Genomic DNA, 23,889 nt, shown 5'->3' on the forward strand with positions numbered 1-23,889 from the left:
AAGGGTTGGGGGGATTTTGTCAAGTTTTATGGGAAAAAGCTGAAAAATAAACCCAAAAAAGTGATAATGGGAAAATGGCGTTTTAAAGGGGTTGTAGAAAATTTGGATGAATAAGCATTTTTAAAAATGGCACAAAAAATAAGGGCAAACCTGAATTTTGCCCTTATTGATAAATATTTTGATATAGTTTAATCAATTGAGCCCAACTGCACCACGAGTAAATCAGCGTCCACATCAGGTAAAATGCTGTCGGCGGTTGCCCCTGCCAACCATGCTGATAGCCCTGTACGCTTATGGCGACCAATGACGACTAAGTCAATGGCGTGGGTGTTGCAGTAATCCACGATGCCTTTACGTCCTGAGATGGCGGTTTTGATCTTGGCGTTGTGGGCGTGTAGGTTATTGCGTGCCAACACCTCGGCAAGACGAGTGCGAGCCACTTGGCAACGCTCATCGTCTATCTCTTCGTGCAGGGCAGATGCAGGGATTAGCTCATAGCCAAAGCCGAGCATGGTCTCTTCGACCACATGTAACACAGACAGCTGAGCAGATGGTGATGAATCCAAAATCCATTTGGCTTTACTGGCGACAATGTCGGTGTCGTCATTTAAGTCGGTAACAAGTAACACGTGCTGATACATGGCAAGCTCCTTAATAAAGGTGTGAAAAGGATACCGCTTAGTTTATAAATCTAGTAACAGTATAGCAAAATCCCCCATGAATGCAAGGGATATTTTGGGTGGATTTTGGGAGAATTTTGCTAAAATAATGAAAAAATTTGATAAAATAGAAATAAGCCCTTTTTAATGTTCCTGCCATGAAAAATCCAACCAGTCGCAATGCCAACAGAATGATAGATGTGATTTTTGTTCACCCCAAACACCGCAGTTATGTCATTTGGCATGATGGCGTGTTTTATCAGCTCACACGCATGAACCTGACCCAAAAAGCGTGGGATAGGCGAGCGGTGTATGATGGCTTGTTAGATGAGATTTTTGTGGCAAAGGAGTCGTGCGAGCAGGGTGAGACGGATGAGTGTGCTTGGCAAGAGCTAGGCTTAAACGTGGTAAAACTGCCTGATGAGCTACACAGCATTACCGCCAGTAGGTTTTTGGCGTGGTGGACGGTTAATCGCTACAGCTTTTGGCATGCCAAAGACGCCAGAGATGTTAGCGACAAGGACGTGCAAAATCCGCCTGAGCCAATAGCAGGTCAAAAGCCACAGCAAGAAGTGGAGGTAAAACCACAGGTAAGTGCTAGCACCGTCCAACAATCTGCTATGGATAACAAGGCTAGTAAAAATGGCGACGTGATGGATAATGCTGTGCAGAGCAATCAAACCAACCAAAATAATCAAACCAACCAAACATTGACAGAGCAGACACAAACGCAAGCACTACCAAAATCCACTCATAAGCCCGATAAACCATTAGAACAGCTGTCAGGCGATGATATTTTTGATGTCCTGCTTGATGACTTGGTGGATGAAGTCAGTCATTTAAGATAAGTAAAGACAGGTGCGACCAAAGAGCTTTTAAAGTTGTCATAAATTTAATAATATGTAGATGTAGAGACGTGCTGAACACGCCCTTTTTATTAGATGGGTATGGGCGAAAAACAAAAAGGTGAGATGTAAAAAACCACCCAATTGGGTGGTTTTCAATATGGGGTGAGTAATGGGACTTGAACCCACGACAACCGGAATCACAATCCGGGGCTCTACCAACTGAGCTATACCCACCATAATGAGATGTGCCATTCATAATCAGGCAAATGGCGCGCCTGGCAGGATTCGAACCTGCGACCACCCGCTTAGAAGGCGGATGCTCTATCCAACTGAGCTACAGGCGCTCAACTTACGATACTAACAAAAAAAGCCCAAACAGGCCTTAAATGGTCGGGGCGGAGGGATTTGAACCCCCGACCCTCTGCTCCCAAAGCAGATGCGCTACCAAGCTGCGCTACGCCCCGATTTACCAATTTGCGATGTGTCATCGCTGTTAGTGGTGCGTATTATAGCGTAATTTTGGGCGGTGTCAATCATTTATTTTAAAAAATTTTAAAAATTTTTGTAAGATATTGATTTTTAATATTTTTTAATAAATCAATTCTCAATGAGTGTCCAGCCTAATGCCTTGGCTCCACGAGTGCCACCTGTCAGATGGACGTAAGTACGGCTCGGGTCAAGGCTCTCTAACAGCTCACACGCACGTCCTGCCTTGGTGCCACCGCCACACAACACATAAATGTCGCTTGTGGTCTGGGCGAGTGTCTCGGCATTGATATACTCAATCGGCACATTGATGGCATGGGCGATATGCCCTGCCTGATAACTGTCAGTATCTCGCACGTCCCAAATGGTTAGGTTGTCACTGGGGGTGAAATCAGCGATGGCTTGGGTTTTTATCATGATAATTTTCCAAATAAAATAAATGCAAGTTTAGCAAATTTGGGGTATGATAGCAATATCTCGTTTTTATTATCATCTCATAACTCCGCTTAATTTTACTATTTGCCACAGCCATTTTATAACAAATGTTAAGGACAAACCATGACCAAACTTTTTATGTTATATGTTTTTATGATTATTTTATTGGCGATATGGACGTGTTTGGCATTGTGGGTGCATATGCCTTTGGGTAAATTAACGTATATTATCATTGGCTTTATTTTATTATTATCCATCATTGCAATTTTACCTGATGGTTATATTAATAAATTTGCCAATCCGCTGATTATTGATAAATTGAGTTATTATTCTATACGCATTTTTGGATTGGTTGTTGGTATTGTGTTTGCTTGGTTTTTTAGCATGAAGCCTAGCAATGACAGAGTATGGCAAGATGAATTTCGTCATCAATTCACTTATACCCAAAATAATAACATCATTACCATAAATAACGTGCGTGATTTTGATTGGCATGGCGATACTTATACCGAGCGTTGGGATACTCGCACTTATAATCTCAATCACCTATCAAGCCTTGATATGATTAGCACGACATGGGGTAATGACAAGATTGCCCATATTATGGTGTCGTTTGGCTTTGATGATGGGGCAGGTAATACTGACAGGCTTGTTTTTTCGGTGGAAACAAGAAAAGAGATTGGCGAGGAGTTTTCAACGATTGGCGGATTTTTTAGAATGTATGATTTGTCCATCATTGCAGGGGATGAGCGGGATTTGATTTATACTCGCACCAATATCAGAGATGAGCAGGTGTCCGTTTATCCTGTTTTGTATGATAAAGAGAAAATAAAAAATCTGTTTTTGACCTATTTGGATTATGGTCATCGCTTAAATGACACGCCCAAATTTTATCATTCGCTATTTAGTAACTGTACAACGGTTGTTTATAAAATGGCAAGTCAGATTGATGATGTACCGATGGATTATCGCATTATTGTTTCGGGCAGATTGGCGGATTATTTGTATGATAAAGAGGTGATTGATAATAAGCATGATTTGACCGTTTGGAAAAAGAGTGCCTTTGCCAATCCCAAAGTGGCTCATCTGGGTAATCGTGGTAGTATTTCATCGCAAGAATATTCGGCGTTGATTAGAAAAGAGTTGCCATATTAATTACAAAAAACGATTTGTCAAATCAAAAAGAAAATGGGCAAGTGTTTATCTTACCCATTTTACAAAAACAGTCTTATAATTCAGGCTCGACTCGTTCGCCTTTTTTATTGATAAAATAAATCTCATCATCGGCAATGACCATCGCAGAGCCTTCGGTAAAACTGCTGGCATAATCGTATTTGATGGGTAGGGCGATTTTGCCTTTGGTGTCGATGTAGCCATATTGCCAAATGGGGTCGCCATCGTTGTCGGTTTTGCCCGTGTCTTTGGCAACCAAAGCCAACTGCTCGCTAAAATCTTCGACATGGTCGTAGGTGGGGGCGATTTTGGTTTGACCGTTTTTGTCCATAAAGCCCCATTTGTCATTGATTTTGACTGACACTAAGCCCTGCTCAAACCAGTTGCCTGTCTCATCAAAGCTGGGTTTGATGACGATGTTGCCTTTTTTGTCAATAAAGCCGTATTTGCCGTTTTGGGCGATTTTGGCACGCCCTTCCCAAAAGCCCCATGCGTCTTCAAAGGCAGGACGGATGACGATGTTGCCTTTGGGGTTGATGTAGCCGTATTTGCCTTGCTGTTTGACCAAGGCAAGCCCTTCATCAAAGTCGTGAGCGTCTTCAAAGGTGGGGCGGATGATGACCTTGCCGTCTTTGTTGGCAAAGCCATACACCGTGCCATCGGTGATGACGGTCATGTTTTCGTTGTACTGACAGTCGCTGGTGTACTCTTTGTAGCTAAAACCTGTCGGCAGTTTGGTGTCATCTTCGCAGGCGTCGATGTCTTCTGATAAGTCGAAGAGTGCGTAATCGTCCGAATCGACGTTGTCTTCTGCGTTGACGCCTGTCGTGGCAAAAACGGATAGGGCAAGGCATAGGGCAAGCTTTGGGCGAGAAGTGGATGGGGTAAAAAAAGAAGTGTTCATGAATGATTCCAAATGAGTAAAAGCAATGAATGGAAAAACGGATTTATTGTACTTGACTTATTGTAAAATTTCAATCAAAGCCACTTTGAGTGACTCAATTTTATCATCATCAAGCAAACTGCCGTCTTTGTCAGACAGATAAAAGATGTCTTCGGCACGCTCGCCTAGGGTGGTGATTCTCGCCCCATGTACCGCCACGCCGAGCTTTGAGAAGACTTGCCCGATTTTGGCAAGTAGGGCAGGGCGGTCTTTGGTGATGAGTGATAGGGCGTGATGACCTTGATGGGCAAAGGGGGCGGCACGTTCGATGTGTACCTGCGTGGGGACGTTAAAGTGTTTTAAGGTCAAGTTAAAACCAAAACTGGCACTGGCTATCTGACACTTAGGGGCATCTCCTGTGAGTGCTTGGCTAAGTTCGCTCACAAGCTCGTCCCGTCTGTCACTGGCGGTCAGAAAATCACTCATGAGCGTGCCATGCTCATCTCGTGTGGCAAAGCGGTCAATGAGTACATAGCTGTCCAGGGCGGACGGCACGCCATCGATGGTGGCGCTGACGATAGTCGCATCCAGCACCGACAAGCCAAAACGGTCAAGCACGCACACGCTGATGGCGAACAAATCATCACGGTCGGGGGTGCAGATAAATAGCTGAATGGCGTCCAATGCCAAATCGGTGTGGGGGCGAATGGCGATGATGGGGCGAGCGTCTTGAATGGCGGATTTTTGTTCTAAGATGACACGGCTTTGCCATGCGATGTCAAGTTTTTTGTGTTTTAAAAAATACTCATCGCCCAGCTCATCCCATAGGGCGTGCAAGGTGGTGGGGTTGATGTCGGTCAGTAGGGCTTGGGCTTTGCTTTTGCGACCGGTGATATAGACGTCTTTGTCCACGACACCCATGCCAAGGTTTAGCACTCGTCTGGTGCTGATATAAAGCTGTTTTAACAGACTGGCTCGCCATGAGTTCCATAGCTCGCTGTTGGTGGCGTTCATGTCGGCAACGGTCAGTACATACAGGTGGTTTAGCCTGCTGACACTGCCGACAAAATGGGCAAAGCGAGCAATGACATCAGGGTCGGAGATGTCCTGCTTTTGGGCGGTGAGCGACATGGTCAGATGTTCACGCACGAGCCATGACGCAAACTGACTGTTGCTCTCGGTCATGCCGTGCGATGTACAAAATTCATACACATCAATCGCCCCGAGTTCGCTGTGGTCGCCCCCACGTCCTTTGGCGATGTCATGAAATAAGGCGACGATGACCAGTATGTCTTTGCGGTGGATTTGTTTATAAATCTGACTGACTAGGTCAAATTTTTGCTGATAAATCTCGTTATCCACATCCGTCAAGCGGTGCAAAATGCGAATGAGTAGCAGGGTATGAGCGTCCACGGTGTAGCGGTGAAACAAATCATACTGCATAAGCCCCATGATTTGCCCGAAGGCAGGCAGGTATGAGCCTAACACGCCAAAACGTTTCATCAGGCGTAGGCGATGAAATAGGTAGTTGGGTTCTTGTAGGTTTGCCAAAAATAGGGCTTGATGGGTAGGATGCTGGCGGTAGTCATCATCAATGAGTGGCGTGGCAAGGTAGATGGCACGCAGGGTGTTGGCACTGATTTTTTTAATGCCTTGTTGTCCCATGACCAAAAAGATGCGAAGTAGTAGGGCGGGATTCTTGTCAAAGGCGTGTGGGTCATGCGCGGCAATCTTGGGGTCGTGGCTTGGTAGTTTGCCCTGCTTGATGAGTACGTCCTTTGCCAATCCGTCTTGGTGTAGGGATGAGTCAATGGGGGTTGCCTGTTCGGTGATGGCATAAAAATGCTCATCAATGGGCGTGGTGATAAACTCAGGGTTTAGATGGTTTTCATTAAAATACGCACACAAAAGCTCGGAGAGACTGGCGGTGGTCATCGCATGGCGATAGTAGGTTCGCATGAGTCGCTCTAAGGCGTGCGTGATTTGGCGGTTGTCATCATCGGCATGTGCCAGCCCCATGCTAACAGCGATGGCACGCTGACGGTCAAAGAGCAGGCGGTCGTCATGGCGTGCGACATGGGTGTGTAGATGATGACGTAGGCACCATAAAAAGCGTTTGGCAGACTCCAAGGTAGCGTATTTGTCAGGGCTTAAAAAGCCCACTTCAACCAAATCATGAAAGTCCCGCACCCCGTCAAAATAAAACTTACCAAGCCACAAAATAATGTGCAAATCTCTTAGTGTACCAGGGGCGGTCTTGATGTTCGGCTCTAAGTTGTATTCGGTGGCGTTATGGGCAAGATAGCGGGCTTTGGATTCGCTCATCTTAGCACTAAAAAAGGTTTTAGCAGTCCATGCTCCTTTGACGGCAAGGGTTGGCACGTCAGCCAGTGTATCATTGCCGACCAAAAAACGGGCTTCTAAGAGAGCGGTTGCCACGGTATGCTCGGTGACGGCAGTCATCGTATCGCTCACTGTCCGCACCGAGATGGCAGGCTCTATGCCGATGTCCCACAGGCTTGCCACGAACGCTTCTATTTGGGCTTGATGGCTGTCCGTGTCGTCGCCTAGTATCAAAATGTCCACATCTGACGCTGGGAACAGCTCTCCCCTCCCATAGCCACCAATGGCAAATAACCCAAGCTGGCTATCTGTCCCAAATAACGCTTCAAACATACTCACAAGCATGTCATCCACCGCCTGCGTTCGCCTAGCGATGTGGCTGTCTATCGTCTGTGTGGCGTGTATGCCCTGCTCACAAATCTGCCTATCAATATCGGTATTTAGCTCATTTAGATAAGCCTTATAAGCGGTAGGGGTGTAGGGGGGCAAGGGGGGTAAGCTGGCTTGGGTCATGGCAGTGTGTTAAATTGACGGTGTGTTAAAAGGTTAAAAGGAATGGAAGTTAGGGTGTGCCTGCCTTTGGTATTTGCCATGAAAAATGAGAAAAATCGCACGTTTTTCAAGAAAAAAACTTGAGGCTGATAGTTATTCTATCAGACAAGTTTTTGACTTCGAGCCACAAGATTTAGCCATTTTTCATGCAAAAATTGATTGAAATTGTCAAATTTTCATCTTAGTTTTATAAAATGTTATCAATGTTTAACACGCCCTAAAAACCCCAACAAAATCCATGTCGGGGTTTTGGTTTTAGCTTTTCACCCAGCTCAAATCCTCATCAGGTCGCCCTGTGGTGATGATACAGCCATTGTCGGTAACGATGAGCGTATGCTCCCATTGGGCGGAGAGTTTCCTATCTTTGGTGATAGCCGTCCAACCGTCTTTCATGATTTTGGTTTGCCATACGCCTTGGTTAATCATCGGCTCAATGGTGAGAGCCATGCCGGTTTTTAGCTCCACGCCTGTCCCTGCTTTGCCGTAGTGTAGGACTTGGGGTTCACAATGAAACTCTGTGCCAATGCCATGACCACAAAACTCACGCACGATGGAGAACCGCTCAGGCAGGACAATCTTTTCAATCTCCGCCCCGATGTCGCCAAGTCTTGCCCCATTTTTGACCACGCTGATACCAGCATACAGAGCGTCTTGGGCGACTTTGCATAGGCGGTTTGCCATGACTGAACCCTCGCCGACAATCCACATGGCGGACGTGTCGCCATAATAGCCGTCTTTGATGACCGTTACGTCAATGTTGATGATGTCGCCGTCTTTTAAGATACGCTCGTGGTCAGGCATACCATGACATACCACATGGTTGATGGAGGTGCAAAGGGTGTAAGGATAGCCTTTGTAGTTTAGGCAGGCGGGAATGGCGTTTTGGACTTCGGTGATGTGCTTATACGCCAAATCGTCCAAAAAGCCCGTACTCACCCCTGCTTTGACGTGGGGATCTAGCATTTGCAAAACTTCACTGGCAAGCTGTCCTGCCACTTTCATTTTTTCAATGCCGTCTTTGTTTAATAGGGGGATAACTTTACTCATGGGATTCTCTTTTTCATTTATCAAAATTTATAAAGTCAATAATCATTGGAATCGGTGCTAACAGGCATATCCACAGGCTCGTTTTGTGTTGGAGTGGGCGATTTTTCGGGTAGATACAACGCCCCTTTTTGTCCGCATGCGGTTAGGGTGAGTGCCAATGCTAGGCTAAATAATAAGGTTTTCATCATAAAATTACAAAATAATAAAAGGCTATTTTAACATAATTTTGCCAAAATCGCTTGATTTGTACAAACCTAGCATGACAAACTTTACAAACTTTTTGCTTTTTAAAGGATAATAATTTGTCATGATAAGTTGTCGTCTTTTCAAGTAAAATATTTCTCTTTTTATAACCTGCCCACACCATGACCACCGATTATTGTTTTAAAACCACCGCCAAATACGCCTTTACCCAGAGCTTGCCCATTTTGTCGGGCTTTTTGTTTTTGGGCATGGCGTATGGGGTGTATATGCACTCGCTTGGCTTTTCGGCATGGTATCCTATCATCATGGCGGTGCTGATTTTTGCAGGGTCGGTGGAATTTATCGTGGCGGGGCTACTTATCATGGCATTTAACCTGTCATCGGTGTTTTTGCTTGTGGCGATGATTAGTGCCAGACAGATTTTTTATGCCATTTCTATGTTGGATAAGTTTCGGGGCATTACGGGGTGGAAACGCTGGTATCTCATCGCAGGCATGGTGGATGAGAGCTTTGCCATTAACTACACCGCCGACACAGACAAGGCAGGCGTGGATAAGGCGTGGTTTATGGTGTTAGTTACGCTGTTTTTGCACATTTATTGGGTAACAGGGTCGGCACTGGGGGCGGTATTGCCGTTTGATTTGAAAGGGGCGGAATTTGCGATGACAGCACTGTTTTTGGTGATTTTTGTGGAGCAATGGGGTAGGGAGGCCACGCACGAAAGCTCGCTCCTTGGCATTGGCATGACGGTTTTGGCGTTGGTGGTGTTTGGTAAGAGTAATTTTTTAATCCCTGCCATGCTTGGGATTTTGGTGTATTTGACTGTTAGACGCTCCGCACTTCATGACAAATTGACCAATAAGGTGGCAAAATGACCCTAAACGAACAACTTTTGACCATTGCCACTGCCATTGTTGCTGTTCAGCTGTGCCGTTGGGTGGCGTTTTGGGCGTTTCCTGCTCACAAAAAAGTGCCTGATTTTGTGCAATATTTGGGCAAGGCGTTGCCGTCCGCGGTGTTTGGACTGCTTGTGGTGTATTGCTATAAAAACGTGGATATGTTGGGGCAATATCACGGCATGGCGGAGTTTATCGCAGGGGCGGTGGTCGTGGGGCTACACCTATGGCGAAAAAATATGTTTATCTCCATTGGTGTGGGGACGATTTTGTATATGATATTGGCGCAAAGGGTGTTTGTGTGAAAATGCTGTCCAAAGGGGCGGTTTTTGGATTTATAAACAAGTATGCATATAAAAGTACTTATTAAAAAATAATGATTGATTAATTGTGTTGTAAAGTAAAAAAACATCCCAATTTACCAAATAATGGCAAATGGCTTAATGGTAAAATTAACTTACAGGCACAATCATGATTTATATTCCTAGACTGTTACAAAATTCTGATGAACGCAAATTTACAGAATTACAATTATTATCAGAAAAACAAAAGATTATCGTAATACTTGCAGAACCTGGCGCAGGTAAAAGTTACTTGTTAGATAACCTTGCTCAGCAATTAGGGATTAAAAAGAATGCCGCCAATATATTTGCCCACTCAAATCCAAAAGTATGCCTTTCATTGCTGATTGACGGATTGGATGAGTTGGTAAGAGTGGATTCATCTGCCATAACAAAAGTCTTGGTTATGGCAGAAAGTACAGGGGCAGAAAAAATTATTTTGTCTAGTCGTTCTAGCGAGTGGTCTCAAAGCCATACACAGCAATGCAAAGAGATTTTTAATACAGAACCTTTGTTGCTTTATTTGCAACCCTTTAATACAGAAGAGCAACAACATTTCTTTCATTCACATTACCCACAGCATGATGCCAAGCACTTTTTAGCAGAAGCAGAAAAAATTGAATTGACACCATTACTGTCCAATCCATTATTTTTAAAATTATTTTCTAATTCTTATATTAAAAATAATCAGTATTTTGAAAACCGCCATTCTGCTTTTAAAACGGCCATTGAAGACTTAGCAAAAGAAAACAACCCAAATCATTCTTCTGCATTGCCTTTTACTAAAAAAATTGAATTGGCAGAAGATGTCTTTTGCAAATTAATGCTGTCTGGCTCAGAGGGTGTTAGTATTGCAGATTTGTCATCCACCCAATTTTTTCCCAATATATCCACTTTAAATGGCGATAAAGATATCACGCAAATTCTATCTACCAAGCTCTTTGTGCCTAATGATGTTGTAGGTCAGCATAGACCAGCGCATAGGGTTGTTGCAGAATATTGTGCGGGCAATTTTCTTGCTAAGAAAATCACAGCAACAAGCAATCCTTTATCCTTAAATAAGATTTTATCCATTATCGCACCTAATCATGTGGTGCGAGATGAATTGCGTGGGTTGTTTGCATGGATGACAGTATTATCGCATAATGACAGAATCCAAGAAACCTTAATTAACTTTGACCCTTATGCCATTTTATCCAATGGCGACCCAAGTCTATTACCACTAAGTTCAAAAAAGAAGTTGTTATTAAAACTAAAAGAATTAAATCAAGAAGACCCGTATTTTCGCCGTGGCGACATATGGCGAGATTTAAGAATTTCTAATTTTTTTGATGATAATATGCTGGATGAATTAAAAGAATTATTATCTGACAAATACAGAAATGGTCATTTACAAAGGCTTATATTGGAATTGTTGCTTGAATCCCCAGTGCTTTCTCAATTAAGCAATGAGCTCAATGCCATTGTTCTTGATACCAGAGATGAATACAAGGAATGGTTTATTAGAATACTGGCGGGGCAATGTCTTTTAAATATCAAAGACCATCCAATAAAAGCAACATGGGATAAATTAATAAATGAAAGCGATAGAATATCTCTAACCATTGCCGGTGATATGATGAGCGGTGAAATTAATCCTATTTTTGAATTAAAAGACTATGTTTGCTTTTTAAGAAAATGTGCCGACTTATACCCAACCAAATATGATTTTAACATAGTAATTGGCGAACGTTATTTTATCCAGTATTTTATCCAAAAATTGGACTTAGATTTGACAACACAACTGCTTGATGAATTATCCCAAAATCTCTCTTGTACTTGTCAAGAAATATATGATTGCCAATGCAGAGTGGGTGTCAGCAAAATCATAGGTAGACTGCTGGATAGATATTTTGAATTATCTCACGCTCCATTTGATTCTGAAAAAATTTGGCTTTGGGTTAAAAATTTATATTTTAAAAATAATGTTTCAAAAGAGCAAAGTTTATCGGTAAAAGTTTTGTCAGAAAATCATGAGTTAAGACAAAATATTATTAAATTGGTATTTGAAAAGCTATCCAATGCAGAAGAAATTGATGAAATAAGAATTTTTTATTTTTCTCATCATGGTCATTGTGGCTTATACCTTCAGCATGATGATTATAAATATATTATTGACTTAGCTTTTTCAATAAAAAATATTGAATTATGGAAAAGTTTTGTTGTTAGACATGATATATATAGCAAATCAAAATCATCTAGTTTTTTTCGAAGATATATGCGTAATCAAGCATTGCAGAATCTAGAATTTTTAAGAGCTTGGTATGGGATTGAGCAAAAATATAAAAAATTAAGAAGAAATATGCCTAGAAAAAGATATAGAAAGAAGATTGCTAAAAATAGAAAAAGACAAGAGGCTATTTATGACGAGCAAATTAAGTATATCCAAAAAAATAAGGAATTAATAGAAAGTGGAGAGTATTGGAATGCTTTATTAAATTTTTCTTATGTTGTATTGCAAGAGCCTAAAAATATAGTCGAAAAATTTGGTGATGAATATTTGGTTAGGAATGCCTTGTATAATTGCTTGGACTTTGTTGCACCTGATGTACCAAGTTTGACCGAACTTGCCAATCTACACTGCCGGTCTAAAAGTTTGTATGTTGAGACAGTATTATATGCAAGTTGTTTAGAACGATTAAAAAGAGATAATTCTTTGCAATCTGTACCTGAATACATATTAAAAGCATTATATACTAAATTTAATACTTACTGGCTTGGTATGAATCAAGATGATATGAATTTTCTAATGTCGGAAGTTAAAAAATGTTTATTTACCAATGAAGATAAAATCAGACAGTTTTTAGTTGAATATATAGAGCCACAACTTGCTTGTGGTGATTGCAAACATACACAAGTAGATTGGCTAAATTGTGAGCCTTTTAATGTTTTGCAAGAAGAGCTGTCTTGGTGCTGGCTTGAAAAGTATCCTAATCTTAATTTGGATAGCCTTGAAAATCTAATGAAAATGGTAATCAAGTATGGAAATATTGAAAAATTAAAATCATTGATTTATCAGCGTTGCCAAGATTTTCTAAATACAAATATCAATCATCAGGATAAATCAGAAAAAGAGCGAAGAGATTTTTGGTTTGTTCATGCTTTTTATTTGTTGGATACCGATTATGAGATTTTTTGGGAGGTGTTGGTACAAGATTTAGACAGTATTTTTATTTTGAATAAACACTTAGGAACGTTTGGCGATTATCGTAAATGGCTTGTTCTGCCTGCCAAAAAAGTAGAATTAATTTTAGACACATTTTTTGATAAATATCCAGAGGTGGAGTTACCGGACAGTTACGGAACTGATAGCCCAAATAACGAAAAAGCATATCGTTTTTTAAGAAATGTGATTTTCTTATTGGGACGTGATGAAACAGATAATCCCATACCTGTGATTGATAGATTGTTAAGCCAGTCAAAATACAAAAAACTTCATTTGGATTTAAAAAGCATTAGGTTTGATTATCAGAAAAAATTGGCAATCAAAAACTTTCAAGGCCCACGCCTGAACAAATTATTAAATTATTAGAGAGCGATGAGATTATTAGCGTTGAGAATTTGCGTGCTGTCATTTTAGAAGAGTTGCAATTGTATCAAGATGATTTGAATGGTCATGATATTACTACAAATTCCTTTTTCTATCATGGAAAAATGTTGATTAAAAATCGGGTTGATGAGAATACAGCGTCACAACGCATAGCGGAGCGTTTGAGATTGCGTCTTGAAAACAGACAAGTTATCGTCAATCGTGAAAATTATATGAAAGATGATAAAAGATGTGATATGGTTTGTTCTAAATTAATTAATGGGAAAAGAAAACTTTTGCCAATTGAAGTAAAAGGGCAATGGCATAAAGAGGTTTATTCTGCATTTGAAAATCAATTAGAACGTTTATATACCATTCATCCCGACTCTGACGGACAATATTTGGTGCTGTGGTTTGGGGCTGATGAAAAAGTTGCAGGCATTAAAAGTCATGGTATCCATAATGCCGAAGCATTGCGTATTCAAATCCAAGAAAAAATGTCAGAAGCACTACGAAGTAGGATTGATGTTTTTGTTTTGGATTTGTCTGTATCGCCTGATAAGTAAACCGATATTAAAAAGCAGGAATGATAACAATACTTGGTTGGGTGTTTGTCTCCTAACCCCGCAGGCTTGCCCCTATCCCCAACCCTGCCCAACGGCATAGCTCATCAGTGTCATCCAAGGCAAATTCAGGAAGCTGGTAATAGCCCAATGCGACTTGTTTTTTAACGCCTGTTCGGCTTGTCCAATAGGTAAATTTTTCACACCCTTCATCAATAAAGGCTTGGCGGTTGTCATCATCGGCTTTTAGATAAAGCGTGTCATCAGCGACAATGCCAAACATTTTGCCATGTTTAAAAAGGCAACCTACCCCAAACATTCGCTTGACGGTGATGGGGGCGGGCGGGGCTAATTGGTCTAAGACAAAGGCAGTAAATTCACTGCATGCGGTCATGATGTGTGATAAATATGATAAAAACGTGTCTTACTCTAAACCAAAGCTGACCATTTTGCAATGCGTGAATGTATGGCGTTTTGGCAAATCATGCTTTTGTCAAAGCCCATTTTGTGTTATAATCATCGTCGTATCTTTTTCATTCCAATAAGGAAAGCTTATGTCTCTAACCAACCCCACCCTAGTGCTAAACTGTGGCTCATCATCCATCAAATATGCCCTAATTAGCGAAGATGGCAACACTCGTATTGAGGGTCTTGCCGAAGCGTTGGGCAATCCTGATGCCCGTATCAAGCACAAAAACCTAGACGGCTCAAAAGTAGAAATCAATATCCCAAATTCAGGGGCTCATACCGAAGCCTTGCAAATCATCCTAGGCGAGCTTATTGCCGAGCATAAGCCTGTGGCGGTGGGTCATCGTGTGGTACACGGTGGCGACAAATTCAAATCAGCAACCGTCATCACTCCAGAAGTGCTAGCAACCATCGAAGAGCTGGCAAGTCTTGCTCCACTTCACAATCCTGCCAATGCGTCTGGCATTAAGGCGATTAACGCCATTTATCCTGACCTGCCCCAAGTGGCGATTTTTGACACGGCATTCCACCAAACCATGCCTGCACACGCTTACCGCTACGCCATTCCAAAAGAGCTGTACACCGAACACCAAATCCGTCGTTATGGCTTTCATGGCACATCGCACAACTACGTCTCAAACCGTGCCAACACGCTAAGCGGTCAAGATGGCAAGACAGGTTGGCTTGTGGCTCACCTAGGCAACGGCTGTTCGGCAACAGCAGTATATGACGGTCAAAGTCTAGATACATCTATGGGTCTGACTCCACTAGAAGGCTTGATGATGGGTACTCGCTCAGGCGACATTGACCCGAGTATTCACTTGCATTTGCACCGCACTTTGGGTCTGTCTATCCAAGAGATTGATACTTTGCTTAACAAAAAGAGCGGTCTGTTGGGCGTATCGGGCGTGTCTAACGACATGCGTAACCTAGAACAAGCCGACAAAGAGGGTAATGCTGACGCCACGCTCGCCCTTGATATGTTTGCTTACCGTGTTGCCAAATACCTGCTTGGCTTGACCGCAGGTTTGCCAGTATTGACGGGCATTGCCTTTACAGGCGGTGTGGGCGAGAATGGTGCGGACATGCGTGCTAAGATTGTGAGTTACTTAAAGCATTTGGGCGTGCAAATTGACACCGCCAAAAATGCCGAGCTGTTCCGTGGAGCAGAGGGCAGTTTCCATGCGGAAGGGTCTGCTGTTGAGCTTTGGGTGATTCCTACTGACGAAGAATACCAAATCGCCAGCGAATCTCGTGCGGTATTAGGATTGTAAATAAAAAGAAAAGCTGGGCTAAGGTCTGGCTTTTCTTAAAATAACCCATAATTTTTTAAATTAAATTAAAAGGTATTGTTAAATTGGACGTGTAGGACGAATACCAAGCCCAAGTATTAAAGGGTAAATGTAATTTGCCCCTACAAATCCATTTAAAGGTATTATGATTGATAATGCCAAATTAAAAATCTTACTAATAAATCGATAAAGGTAACTTATGAAAACATTATTACTTATCCCCACCACCAGCCAAATCAACATGCAAACGTTGGCTCAAAATGTTGCCAATCTAGTCGGTGGCGAGATTGTCGCCATTCCAAGCCATGATGAGTTGGTCAGTGCCATTAGCGACAACAACCTTGATGACCTACTAGAAACCGTCATCGCCAAACAATCCGCCCCCGTAAGCGTGGTGGTGGGTGTGCTTGCCGATGAAAGCCGTCCTTATGCCAACCGTGTAAACCGTGAGTTGGGGACAGGTTTTGATGCGGACGTGATTTTGGTGGGCGATAATGACGTGCGTCTGCCTGTGTTTGCGTCTGTGTTTGGCGGTATCAAAGGCGAGCGTATTTGGGGCGTGATTGGCACCGCCGAACTGTCGGGCAAAGTACAAGTCGTGGCACGCACTGACAAAGGCGGTCATTTGTCTGAGATTGACGGTGGGGCATTTGAAAGTTACAAAACCTCCGAGCGTACACAAAAATTATCGCCTTATGCGTTTCGTAACCAAGTGGTTCGCCTTGCCCAAAACGCCAAAAAACGCATCGTCCTGCCCGAAGGTGATGAGCCACGCACCATTGAAGCGGCGGTGATTTGCCAAAGACGTGGCATTGCCCAATGCGTGCTGTTGGGCGACCCTACCAAAATCCGTGCGGTGGCGGACGAGCGTGGCGTTACCTTGCCTGATGATATTGAAATCATCGAGCCATCTACCGTCAGCGAAAAATACGTCGCCCCCATGGTAGAACGCCGTAAGGGTAAACTGGACGAAGCAGGAGCAAGAGAGACTCTACAAGACACCGTATATCTAGGCACGATGATGCTACAAGTGGGCGACGTGGACGGCTTGGTGTCAGGTGCGGTACACACGACAGCCGACACCATTCGCCCAGCGTTCCAGCTTATCAAAACCGCCCCAGAGTATAGCCTAGTATCTAGCGTATTCTTTATGCTACTGCCCGAGCAAGTGGTCGTCTATGGCGACTGTGCGGTAAACCCCAACCCAACCGCCGAACAGCTTGCTGAGATTGCCATCCAGTCCGCCGAGTCCGCCAAAGCGTTTGGCATTGACCCCAAAGTTGCCTTGATTAGCTACTCTACCATGAACTCAGGTTCAGGCCCTGATGTGGATACGGTCAAAGGTGCGTTAGAGATTGTCCGTGAAAAAACCCCCGAGCTAAAAGTGGATGGCCCCCTACAATTTGACGCAGCGTCTGTGCCAAGCGTGGGCAAGCAAAAAGCCCCAAATTCAGCCGTGGCAGGCGAAGCCAACGTGTTTATTTTCCCTGATTTGAACACAGGTAACACCACTTATAAAGCCGTACAACGCACCGCAGGCGTGATTAGTGTTGGCCCTATGCTACAAGGTCTAAACAAGCCTGTAAATGATTTGTCTCGTGGCTGTTTGGTGGATGACATTGTTTATACCATTGCCTTGACAGCGATTCAAGCGGTGTAAATTTGTCATCACCCTAATGAATGATAAAAGAGCGGTTTTTTTCTGCTCTTTTATTTTTATAATTGGGTATTGTTAAAAAACCAATCTTTGAATGGGTTTGTAAGGGCAAATCACATTTACCCTGTGATAAGACATTGATTTTTGGGCGAATAAATTACCCCTACACGTCTGATTAAAAAATATCTTAATTGAACAGTGTTTTGTAAATGTAAAGTTTTGCAAAAGGGCATTGTATTTACCCAAAAAAGTATTATTAAAAAGTGTTATGTTTAAATTGTTTTAGTACAAATTTGAATTTGTACAAACTTTAATACAAACTTTAAAAGGTAAAGATAACCCATGACCCATCATACCAGCCCTGACCATGCTAGACTTATACGCACTAAACACAAATTTATCCGTTTACACCGTTCAAAACATCATCGCCTGATGGCAGGGGTGTTTGGTGGTATTGCCGAATACATGGGGTGGTCGCCTGCGGTGCTACGATGGCTGTTTGTGCTGTCTATTCCACTGACGGCAACCATTACATTGTTTGGTGGGATTTTGTTTTATCTTATCATGTGGCTCATCATGCCCGAAGCGAGCGATGAGTCTTATATTTATGAGTCATATTAATTTTGGACTACTATCTAATTTTGAATTTACCCCTTACCCAAAGACAACTTTGGGTATTTTTACGACAAAAAGCATGCTTAGCCTTTAACATGAGATGTTATTTGTGGTAAAATACTCTGCTATTTTCTGTAACACTGGTGTAAATGGGCATGACAAAAAAGCGTGGGCTTGCCACGAAACGTGGCTTAGAAGCCTTAATGGGTAATATTAAACGAGAAAGAGATTTGACCGCAGAAGCCATCATGCCGACAGCGGAATCTGCCCCTACCCCCAAGTCAGCTAGCCCCCAAAAAACTGGCACAAAAGCCAATGCCGACAAAAGCACCGCCCAAGTAGCCAGCAAATTTGCCAAGACTATCCAGCCTCAGCCCACCCAAGATGGTGAACAGGTCACGCTCATTCAAATCGACCCTGCCAGATTGCAATCAGGTAAATATCAGCCCAGACGAGACGTTAAAGAAGAAGCCTTGCAGGAGCTTGCCGAGTCAGTACGTCAGCACGGGGTCATGCAACCCATCGTTATCCGTCCTTTGTTAGATGGTGAGAGTAAGGCGGATGGCATTACCCATGAGATTATCGCAGGTGAGCGACGTTGGCGAGCTGCCAAACTGGCAGGGCTTACCACCATTCCTGCCATCGAGCGTGTGTTGTCTGATGAAGTGGCGATTGCCTTGGCACTCATTGAGAACATCCAGCGTGAAGACTTGACGGTGTTAGAGCAGGCGGCGGCGTTGGAGCGGTTTCATACCGAGTTTGGTATGAGTCATGCGATGATTGCCGATGTCGTGGGTAAGGCACGCACGACCGTATCCAACCTGCTACGCCTTAACGCCTTGCATGATGAAGTCAAGGCGTTTATGATGGATAACTTACTTGACATGGGTCATGCTCGCACTTTACTGTCTTTGTCCAAAGACCAACAGCCCATCATCGCCAAAAAAATCATTCATGCGGACATGACGGTGCGTGAAGCAGAAAAACTGGTCAAATCTATCTTGCACCCCGAGCCAAAGGCAGTCTTAGTCAATAGTCGTGAAGTCATCGCCCTAAATCAGAAGCTTTCGGACGCATTGGGGGCGACGGTCAAGCTAAAACAAGGCAAAGACGGCAAGGGTAGTGTGGAGATATTTTTTCATAGCCATGATGAGCTAAGTGGGCTGATGGCACAGCTTGGTGTGGCAAAGTCTTGATGTTTAACTAATAATTGTGTAACGGTGTAAATTATGTGGGAGCTTGTCAAAGCAGGCGGTTGGCTGATGTTGCCAATCATCGTGTGTTCTATTGTGGCACTGGTCATTATCATCGAGCGTGGCAAAGTGTTACGCATGGGTTTGCTTGCCCCGAGTGGACTTAGAGAACAGCTGATTAGCCAGTTACGCACCAAAGGTGATATCAATAAAAACACCTTGCTTACCATCAAAGGCGAGTCACCATTAGGCGATATTTTGGCAACGGGACTCTTGTATCGCCAGTATGGACTGGACAGTATGACCACGCACATGCAAAACCGTGCCAGCGTACAGATTCATGCCTTAGAGAAAAACATTAACATGCTCGGCACGATTGGGGCGATTGCACCGCTTTTGGGACTTTTGGGGACAGTACTGGGTATTATCATCTCATTTTTGGCAGTAACAGATGGCTCCATGCAAGACCCTGCCATGCTCGCAGGAGGTGTCTCTCAGGCTTTGATTACTACCGCAGGCGGTATGTTTGTCGCCATTCCCGCCCTGATGGCGTACCGTTATTTCCAAAGACGTATTGTGGATATTAATGCCAAATTTGAAAGCGAAGCGGGGCTACTCATCCAAGAGATGCATGATTATGGGCTGATGAAAGATGGTTTGCAAAAAGAGCCAATCCTAGCCAGCGAGCCTGTCGCCTATTCCCAAAATCAAAACCAAGAACAGTCATAGCTGAGTATCGCCATGAGATTTCGTAAACCAACCGTTGAGCCTTTAGAAATCAATCTGACCCCCATGATTGATTGCTTGCTGTTTTTGATTGTATTTTTGCTGATGGCGACGACCTTTAACCATTTTAGTCGCATTAACATCGTCCTGCCCGAAGCCGAAGGCGTGGCAGTGACCAACGAAGGCAAACAGATAGAAGTGGCGGTACAAAAAGACGGTACTTATTTGGTTAATGGGCTTGCCTTAGGGTCTAGTACCGAAGCTGAGCTCATTAACATGCTCCAAAAAGAAGCGGGCAGTAACCGCAAACAACTGTTTGTCATCGCAGCCGATGCCGAAGCATCACACCAAGCGGTGGTGCGTGTCATGGATGTGGCAGGTAAAATGGGCTTTTTAAACCTAAACATCAGCACCGTCGTGCCAGCACCACAAAGCAGTAGTAAGTAATCGCACGATTTATGCGGTGCGATGTGGCATTTTGTGTTAAAATGCCACAAAACTTTTCTTTTAAAAATCATGTCAAAACCTACCTCCCAAACCAACTTTGACCCCAATGATAAATTGGCGGTCTTTTTGCGTCTGATGTCCTACCTAAAACCTTACTGGTGGGCGGCGATTTTTATGGCGATTGGCATGGTGCTAAGTGCAGGCTCTGAGGTTGCCAGTGCCAAGCTCTTTGAGTTTATTATTGATGCCATTAACAATAATGATGAAAAAGGCAAATTTTGGTTTCCGTTTTTGGTAATTGCTCTGTTTTTCTTTCGGGGGGTTGGGGCGTTTTTGGGGGGATATTATTCGGCGTATATTTCTCGTAATCTTGTCTATCATTTGCGTGTGGCGGTGTTTGAAAAGCTGTTACGTTTGCCGTCTGATTTTTATCTAAAAAACCCTGCCGGCACCATTTCATCCAAACTTATCTTTGATGTGGAGCAAGTTACCGCAGGCAGTAACGAGGCGATTACCACGCTACTAAAAGAAGGTTTGACGGTCATTGCGTTGTTTGGTTATCTGTTTTATAGCAACTGGCGACTTACGTTTGTTTTGATGATAGTCGTGCCACCGATTTTTTGGATTATCAAAAAGGTCTCCAAAAAATTTGCCACACTATCGACAGGCATCCAAGAGTCCATGAGTGCGGTAAGCCATATCACCAATGAAGCAGTGGCAGGCTATCAAGTCGTCAAAAACTACGGCGGACAGACATATGAAGCCGATAGATTTAACAAAGCAAGTCTGGACAACCTACAAAAAGGCATGAAAATCACCGTGCTTGCCGCCATCAATTCGCCACTCATTCAGCTACTCATGGCGACAGGGATGTGTTTTGTGGTGTGGTTGTCGCTACGTCCTGAAGTGCTTGGGGGCATGACGGCAGGGCAGTTTGCATCTTTTCTTATCGCCGCAGGATTGCTTGCCCGTCCTGTCAAAGCCTTGACTGATGTCAATCAAAAGTTGCAACGAGGCTTGGCAGGGGGTGCCTCTGTGTTTAAATTGTTGGACACGCTCGAGGAGCGTGATACAGGCACGCTAACCCCTGTCATTCATGGTAATATCCGTTTTGATGATGTGAGCTTGACTTATGAGAGTGGCCTGCAAGCGATAAAGGGCTTTAACCTTGACATCAAGGCAGGCGAGACGGTGGCGGTGGTCGGGCGGTCAGGCTCAGGCAAGACCACGCTGGTGAACTTGCTTACTCGTTCACTCACGCCGACATCGGGACAGATATTGATAGACGGCACGCCCATTGATGACATTAAATTATCGTCTTTGCGTGAGCAGATTGCCATGGTGAATCAGCAAGTTACACTATTTTTGGATACGGTCGCTCATAACATCGCCTATGGGGCATTATCCGCCAAATCCCGTGATGACATCATACAAGCAAGCAAATCGGCTTATGCTCATGATTTTATTATGGATTTGCCAGATGGTTATGACAGTTTTATCGGTTCGGACGGCTTGCAACTGTCAGGCGGACAACGCCAACGGCTCTCCATCGCACGGGCGTTATTAAAAGACGCACCAATTTTGATATTGGACGAAGCCACATCCGCCCTAGACAACGAAAGCGAATATTATATCCAAAAGGCGTTGGAGTCCGTCATGCACGGTCGTACCACGCTTGTCATCGCTCATCGCTTATCCACCATCGCCAACGCCGACCGTATCATCGTCATGGATAAAGGGCAAATCGTGGAAATGGGCACGCATGACGAGCTGTTTGCCAAAGGTGGTATGTATCGCACCATGTACGAGCGTACCTTTGATGAGCAAAGCGAACAGGGCAAGGCATGAAAAACTTAGAACTTCTCATCACAAAGGCATGGCAGGACAGTTCCCCCATGCTTGCCACGCTCGCTCCGTTGTCCGCTCTGTATGGCGTGGTGGGTTGTGTGCGTAAGTCCTTGTATGATAACGATAAACTTGCCAAATACCACGCCCCCATTCCTGTGATGGTGGTGGGCAATATCACGGTGGGCGGTAGTGGAAAAACTCCGCTTATCATTGACCTTGTCAAATATTTACAAGACAAAGGCGTAAACGTGGGCGTGATAAGTCGGGGCTATGGACGGGTGGACAGTCGCCCTGCGTTGGTTCATGAAGGTAGTACGCCCAAAGACGTCGGCGATGAGCCGTGCCTTATCGTGAGTGAGACAGGCGTGCCAATGGCGGTGGGGGCAGATCGTGGGCAAGTTATTGATTTGTTAATACAAAACCACCCAACTCTACAACTCATCATCAGCGATGACGGACTGCAGCATTACGCCCTACACCGAGATGTAGAATGGATAGTGGTGGACGGTGTGCGTGGGTTTGGTAATGGCAAACTCTTTCCGCAGGGCTTTTTGCGTGAGCCGATAGACCGCCTAGATGGGGCAACGGTCATTTATCATGATGCACGAGCCGAGCGATATGCTGATGATGCCCTGCTTATGCACCTAGCTCCCAGTACGCCCATACCACTACTGGGTGGTAAGAAATCACTATCTCCCCAAAGGGTCTATGGCGTGAGTGGTATTGGCTATCCTGCTCGGTTTTTTACAACGCTGACCGATTTGGGCTTTGAGGTGGTGGAAAAGCCCTTTGGCGACCACCATGATTTTGCCCTTGATGAGCTGACGGATTTGGCGGATTTACCAATCATCATTACCAGTAAAGATGCTGTAAAAATCCGTGAGCTTGCCAAACGCTCGCCCCATGCGATTTTTGACAATGTATGGATTTTGCCTGTACAGGCGGGGTTGTCTGATGGGGTGTATGGGGAGATGGATAAGGTTTTGTTAAAGTTAGGGATTAAATGATGGATACTTTGGCAGAAAGATTAAAATTTGCTCGTAAATCAAAATCAATTAGTCAAGCAGAAATTGCTAATTTAATTGAAGGCTTATCACAATCCGCATACAGTCAGCTTGAAAGTGGTTTGGTAAAAAGCAGTAGTAAAATTGTAGAGCTTGCCAATCTATTTGGCGTTAGCCCAACTTGGCTTGCCACAGGTCAAGGTGATATGTATCAACAAAATGATATTTTCACTTTTAAAAATGCCAATTCACAAATTACCCACTATCCGTCCGCAACGATTACTCAAAAAGAAAGTATATCATTACCGTTTTTGTTTGGGCAAGAGGATGATTTGGAAGACTGTTTTACAACATTGGTGATTGGCGATGACATGAACCCTGTTTTGGGTCATTTATCTACGGTTGTGGTGGATAAAAGAAAAGCACCATTACCAATCGTTAATGGCATGATTTATGCGATTGTCTATCACGACAGAATTTTATGCCGTTATTTAAGGCAAAATATCAATAACACCATACAAATTTATAGTGAATTGGATAAACAAGGTGACACATTGCCAGCCGATGAATTTTTTAACCGCTATCAAATCATGGGTGGTGTTATTTATCATATCCAATCACATCAATGGCAATAAGGAACA

22 protein-coding genes and 3 tRNA genes are annotated in these 23,889 nt (G+C 43.7%); 15 read left to right on the top strand and 10 right to left on the bottom strand.

Annotated elements, in window-relative coordinates; all coding sequences use genetic code 11:
• Positions 1-188: 188 nt before the first annotated feature.
• Positions 189-641: a universal stress protein gene (locus B5J93_RS03190; RefSeq protein WP_029103381.1), complete on the bottom strand. Its 453-nt coding sequence runs from the start codon at positions 639-641 to the stop codon at positions 189-191.
• A 176-nt stretch (positions 642-817) separates the two neighbouring features.
• On the opposite strand from B5J93_RS03190, the gene B5J93_RS03195 reads away from it, so the two are divergent.
• Positions 818-1,507, top strand: a complete 690-nt coding sequence (locus B5J93_RS03195; protein WP_079324539.1) for a hypothetical protein — start codon at positions 818-820, stop codon at positions 1,505-1,507.
• Positions 1,508-1,665: 158 nt separating this feature from the next.
• Here the strand turns inward: B5J93_RS03195 and B5J93_RS03200 are convergent.
• From B5J93_RS03200 to B5J93_RS03215, 4 genes are all read right to left on the bottom strand, one after another.
• Positions 1,666-1,741, bottom strand: a tRNA-His gene (locus tag B5J93_RS03200).
• Between the two features lie 33 nt (positions 1,742-1,774).
• Positions 1,775-1,851 (bottom strand) — tRNA-Arg (locus B5J93_RS03205).
• Positions 1,852-1,894: 43 nt separating this feature from the next.
• A tRNA-Pro gene (locus tag B5J93_RS03210) sits at positions 1,895-1,971 on the bottom strand.
• A 133-nt stretch (positions 1,972-2,104) separates the two neighbouring features.
• On the bottom strand, positions 2,105-2,410 hold the full coding sequence (locus B5J93_RS03215) for a rhodanese-like domain-containing protein (protein WP_079324541.1): 306 nt from the start codon (positions 2,408-2,410) through the stop codon (positions 2,105-2,107).
• 141 nt (positions 2,411-2,551) lie between these two features.
• Between B5J93_RS03215 and B5J93_RS03220 the strand changes: the two genes are divergently transcribed.
• On the top strand, positions 2,552-3,583 hold the full coding sequence (locus tag B5J93_RS03220) for an Lnb N-terminal periplasmic domain-containing protein (RefSeq protein ID WP_079324543.1): 1,032 nt from the start codon (positions 2,552-2,554) through the stop codon (positions 3,581-3,583).
• Between the two features lie 73 nt (positions 3,584-3,656).
• On the opposite strand, the gene B5J93_RS03225 is transcribed toward B5J93_RS03220, so the two are convergent.
• From B5J93_RS03225 to lptM, 4 genes are all read right to left on the bottom strand, one after another.
• Positions 3,657-4,505, bottom strand: coding sequence for a WG repeat-containing protein (locus B5J93_RS03225; RefSeq protein WP_079324545.1), 849 nt, complete (start codon positions 4,503-4,505; stop codon positions 3,657-3,659).
• A 57-nt stretch (positions 4,506-4,562) separates the two neighbouring features.
• Positions 4,563-7,340, bottom strand: a complete 2,778-nt coding sequence (gene glnD / locus B5J93_RS03230; RefSeq protein WP_079324547.1) for a [protein-PII] uridylyltransferase — start codon at positions 7,338-7,340, stop codon at positions 4,563-4,565.
• Positions 7,341-7,634: 294 nt separating this feature from the next.
• Complete coding sequence (gene map, locus B5J93_RS03235) at positions 7,635-8,426, bottom strand: type I methionyl aminopeptidase (protein WP_079324549.1); 792 nt, start codon at positions 8,424-8,426, stop codon at positions 7,635-7,637.
• 35 nt (positions 8,427-8,461) lie between these two features.
• A complete protein-coding gene (gene lptM / locus B5J93_RS03240; RefSeq protein WP_079324551.1) occupies positions 8,462-8,614 on the bottom strand; it encodes an LPS translocon maturation chaperone LptM in 153 nt (50 codons plus the stop codon).
• 177 nt (positions 8,615-8,791) lie between these two features.
• Here lptM and B5J93_RS03245 point away from each other — a divergent pair, with 177 nt between their 5' ends.
• The 4 genes from B5J93_RS03245 (at position 8,792) to B5J93_RS03260 (ending at position 14,001) form a co-directional block, all read left to right on the top strand.
• Positions 8,792-9,505: an AzlC family ABC transporter permease gene (locus B5J93_RS03245; protein ID WP_079324553.1), complete on the top strand. Its 714-nt coding sequence runs from the start codon at positions 8,792-8,794 to the stop codon at positions 9,503-9,505.
• Entirely contained in the window at positions 9,502-9,831 is a 330-nt protein-coding gene (locus tag B5J93_RS03250) for a branched-chain amino acid transporter permease (protein ID WP_079324555.1), read from the top strand. The genes B5J93_RS03245 and B5J93_RS03250 overlap by 4 nt, the downstream gene beginning before the upstream one ends.
• 166 nt (positions 9,832-9,997) lie before the next feature.
• Entirely contained in the window at positions 9,998-13,438 is a 3,441-nt protein-coding gene (locus B5J93_RS03255) for an NACHT domain-containing protein (protein WP_079324557.1), read from the top strand.
• A gap of 29 nt (positions 13,439-13,467) precedes the next feature.
• Entirely contained in the window at positions 13,468-14,001 is a 534-nt protein-coding gene (locus B5J93_RS03260; protein ID WP_143823481.1) for a hypothetical protein, read from the top strand.
• A 52-nt stretch (positions 14,002-14,053) separates the two neighbouring features.
• Here the strand turns inward: B5J93_RS03260 and B5J93_RS03265 are convergent, their stop codons facing one another.
• Positions 14,054-14,392, bottom strand: a complete 339-nt coding sequence (locus tag B5J93_RS03265) for a TfoX/Sxy family protein (protein WP_079324561.1) — start codon at positions 14,390-14,392, stop codon at positions 14,054-14,056.
• Positions 14,393-14,552: 160 nt separating this feature from the next.
• Between B5J93_RS03265 and B5J93_RS03270 the strand changes: the two genes are divergently transcribed.
• The 9 genes from B5J93_RS03270 (at position 14,553) to B5J93_RS03310 (ending at position 23,883) form a co-directional block, all read left to right on the top strand.
• Entirely contained in the window at positions 14,553-15,740 is a 1,188-nt protein-coding gene (locus B5J93_RS03270; RefSeq protein WP_079324563.1) for an acetate/propionate family kinase, read from the top strand.
• A gap of 217 nt (positions 15,741-15,957) precedes the next feature.
• A complete protein-coding gene (pta, locus tag B5J93_RS03275) occupies positions 15,958-17,418 on the top strand; it encodes a phosphate acetyltransferase (RefSeq protein WP_079324565.1) in 1,461 nt (486 codons plus the stop codon).
• A gap of 339 nt (positions 17,419-17,757) precedes the next feature.
• Positions 17,758-18,036 (top strand): PspC domain-containing protein, encoded by a 279-nt coding sequence (locus B5J93_RS03280; RefSeq protein ID WP_079324567.1) that lies wholly within the window; start codon positions 17,758-17,760, stop codon positions 18,034-18,036.
• 149 nt (positions 18,037-18,185) lie between these two features.
• Positions 18,186-19,226, top strand: coding sequence for a ParB/RepB/Spo0J family partition protein (locus B5J93_RS03285; RefSeq protein ID WP_079324596.1), 1,041 nt, complete (start codon positions 18,186-18,188; stop codon positions 19,224-19,226).
• 33 nt (positions 19,227-19,259) lie between these two features.
• A complete protein-coding gene (locus tag B5J93_RS03290; protein ID WP_079324569.1) occupies positions 19,260-19,952 on the top strand; it encodes a MotA/TolQ/ExbB proton channel family protein in 693 nt (230 codons plus the stop codon).
• Positions 19,953-19,964: 12 nt separating this feature from the next.
• Positions 19,965-20,396 (top strand): ExbD/TolR family protein, encoded by a 432-nt coding sequence (locus B5J93_RS03295; protein WP_078273348.1) that lies wholly within the window; start codon positions 19,965-19,967, stop codon positions 20,394-20,396.
• 69 nt (positions 20,397-20,465) lie between these two features.
• The gene (gene msbA, locus B5J93_RS03300; protein ID WP_079324598.1) at positions 20,466-22,244 is read left to right on the top strand and encodes a lipid A export permease/ATP-binding protein MsbA; all 1,779 of its coding nucleotides are present in this window, start codon (positions 20,466-20,468) and stop codon (positions 22,242-22,244) included.
• On the top strand, positions 22,241-23,251 hold the full coding sequence (gene lpxK / locus B5J93_RS03305) for a tetraacyldisaccharide 4'-kinase (RefSeq protein WP_079324571.1): 1,011 nt from the start codon (positions 22,241-22,243) through the stop codon (positions 23,249-23,251). Before msbA ends, lpxK begins: the two co-directional genes overlap by 4 nt.
• A complete protein-coding gene (locus B5J93_RS03310; RefSeq protein WP_079324573.1) occupies positions 23,248-23,883 on the top strand; it encodes an XRE family transcriptional regulator in 636 nt (211 codons plus the stop codon). Before lpxK ends, B5J93_RS03310 begins: the two co-directional genes overlap by 4 nt.
• Positions 23,884-23,889 lie beyond the last annotated feature (6 nt).

Origin of the sequence: Moraxella equi (assembly GCF_002027555.1) — a bacterium.
Taxonomy (GTDB): domain Bacteria; phylum Pseudomonadota; class Gammaproteobacteria; order Pseudomonadales; family Moraxellaceae; genus Moraxella; species Moraxella equi.

What these genes read in the sequence shown, in the direction of transcription:
- B5J93_RS03190 (WP_029103381.1), bottom strand. Translation starts at nt 641, where the DNA reads ATGTATCAGCACGTGTTACTTGTTACCGACTTAAATGACGACACCGAC.
- B5J93_RS03195 (WP_079324539.1), top strand. Translation starts at nt 818, where the DNA reads ATGAAAAATCCAACCAGTCGCAATGCCAACAGAATGATAGATGTGATT.
- B5J93_RS03215 (WP_079324541.1), bottom strand. Translation starts at nt 2,410, where the DNA reads ATGATAAAAACCCAAGCCATCGCTGATTTCACCCCCAGTGACAACCTA.
- B5J93_RS03220 (WP_079324543.1), top strand. Translation starts at nt 2,552, where the DNA reads ATGACCAAACTTTTTATGTTATATGTTTTTATGATTATTTTATTGGCG.
- B5J93_RS03225 (WP_079324545.1), bottom strand. Translation starts at nt 4,505, where the DNA reads ATGAACACTTCTTTTTTTACCCCATCCACTTCTCGCCCAAAGCTTGCC.
- glnD (WP_079324547.1), bottom strand. Translation starts at nt 7,340, where the DNA reads ATGACCCAAGCCAGCTTACCCCCCTTGCCCCCCTACACCCCTACCGCT.
- map (WP_079324549.1), bottom strand. Translation starts at nt 8,426, where the DNA reads ATGAGTAAAGTTATCCCCCTATTAAACAAAGACGGCATTGAAAAAATG.
- lptM (WP_079324551.1), bottom strand. Translation starts at nt 8,614, where the DNA reads ATGATGAAAACCTTATTATTTAGCCTAGCATTGGCACTCACCCTAACC.
- B5J93_RS03245 (WP_079324553.1), top strand. Translation starts at nt 8,792, where the DNA reads ATGACCACCGATTATTGTTTTAAAACCACCGCCAAATACGCCTTTACC.
- B5J93_RS03250 (WP_079324555.1), top strand. Translation starts at nt 9,502, where the DNA reads ATGACCCTAAACGAACAACTTTTGACCATTGCCACTGCCATTGTTGCT.
- B5J93_RS03255 (WP_079324557.1), top strand. Translation starts at nt 9,998, where the DNA reads ATGATTTATATTCCTAGACTGTTACAAAATTCTGATGAACGCAAATTT.
- B5J93_RS03265 (WP_079324561.1), bottom strand. Translation starts at nt 14,392, where the DNA reads ATGACCGCATGCAGTGAATTTACTGCCTTTGTCTTAGACCAATTAGCC.
- B5J93_RS03270 (WP_079324563.1), top strand. Translation starts at nt 14,553, where the DNA reads ATGTCTCTAACCAACCCCACCCTAGTGCTAAACTGTGGCTCATCATCC.
- pta (WP_079324565.1), top strand. Translation starts at nt 15,958, where the DNA reads ATGAAAACATTATTACTTATCCCCACCACCAGCCAAATCAACATGCAA.
- B5J93_RS03280 (WP_079324567.1), top strand. Translation starts at nt 17,758, where the DNA reads ATGACCCATCATACCAGCCCTGACCATGCTAGACTTATACGCACTAAA.
- B5J93_RS03285 (WP_079324596.1), top strand. Translation starts at nt 18,186, where the DNA reads ATGACAAAAAAGCGTGGGCTTGCCACGAAACGTGGCTTAGAAGCCTTA.
- B5J93_RS03290 (WP_079324569.1), top strand. Translation starts at nt 19,260, where the DNA reads ATGTGGGAGCTTGTCAAAGCAGGCGGTTGGCTGATGTTGCCAATCATC.
- B5J93_RS03295 (WP_078273348.1), top strand. Translation starts at nt 19,965, where the DNA reads ATGAGATTTCGTAAACCAACCGTTGAGCCTTTAGAAATCAATCTGACC.
- msbA (WP_079324598.1), top strand. Translation starts at nt 20,466, where the DNA reads ATGTCAAAACCTACCTCCCAAACCAACTTTGACCCCAATGATAAATTG.
- lpxK (WP_079324571.1), top strand. Translation starts at nt 22,241, where the DNA reads ATGAAAAACTTAGAACTTCTCATCACAAAGGCATGGCAGGACAGTTCC.
- B5J93_RS03310 (WP_079324573.1), top strand. Translation starts at nt 23,248, where the DNA reads ATGATGGATACTTTGGCAGAAAGATTAAAATTTGCTCGTAAATCAAAA.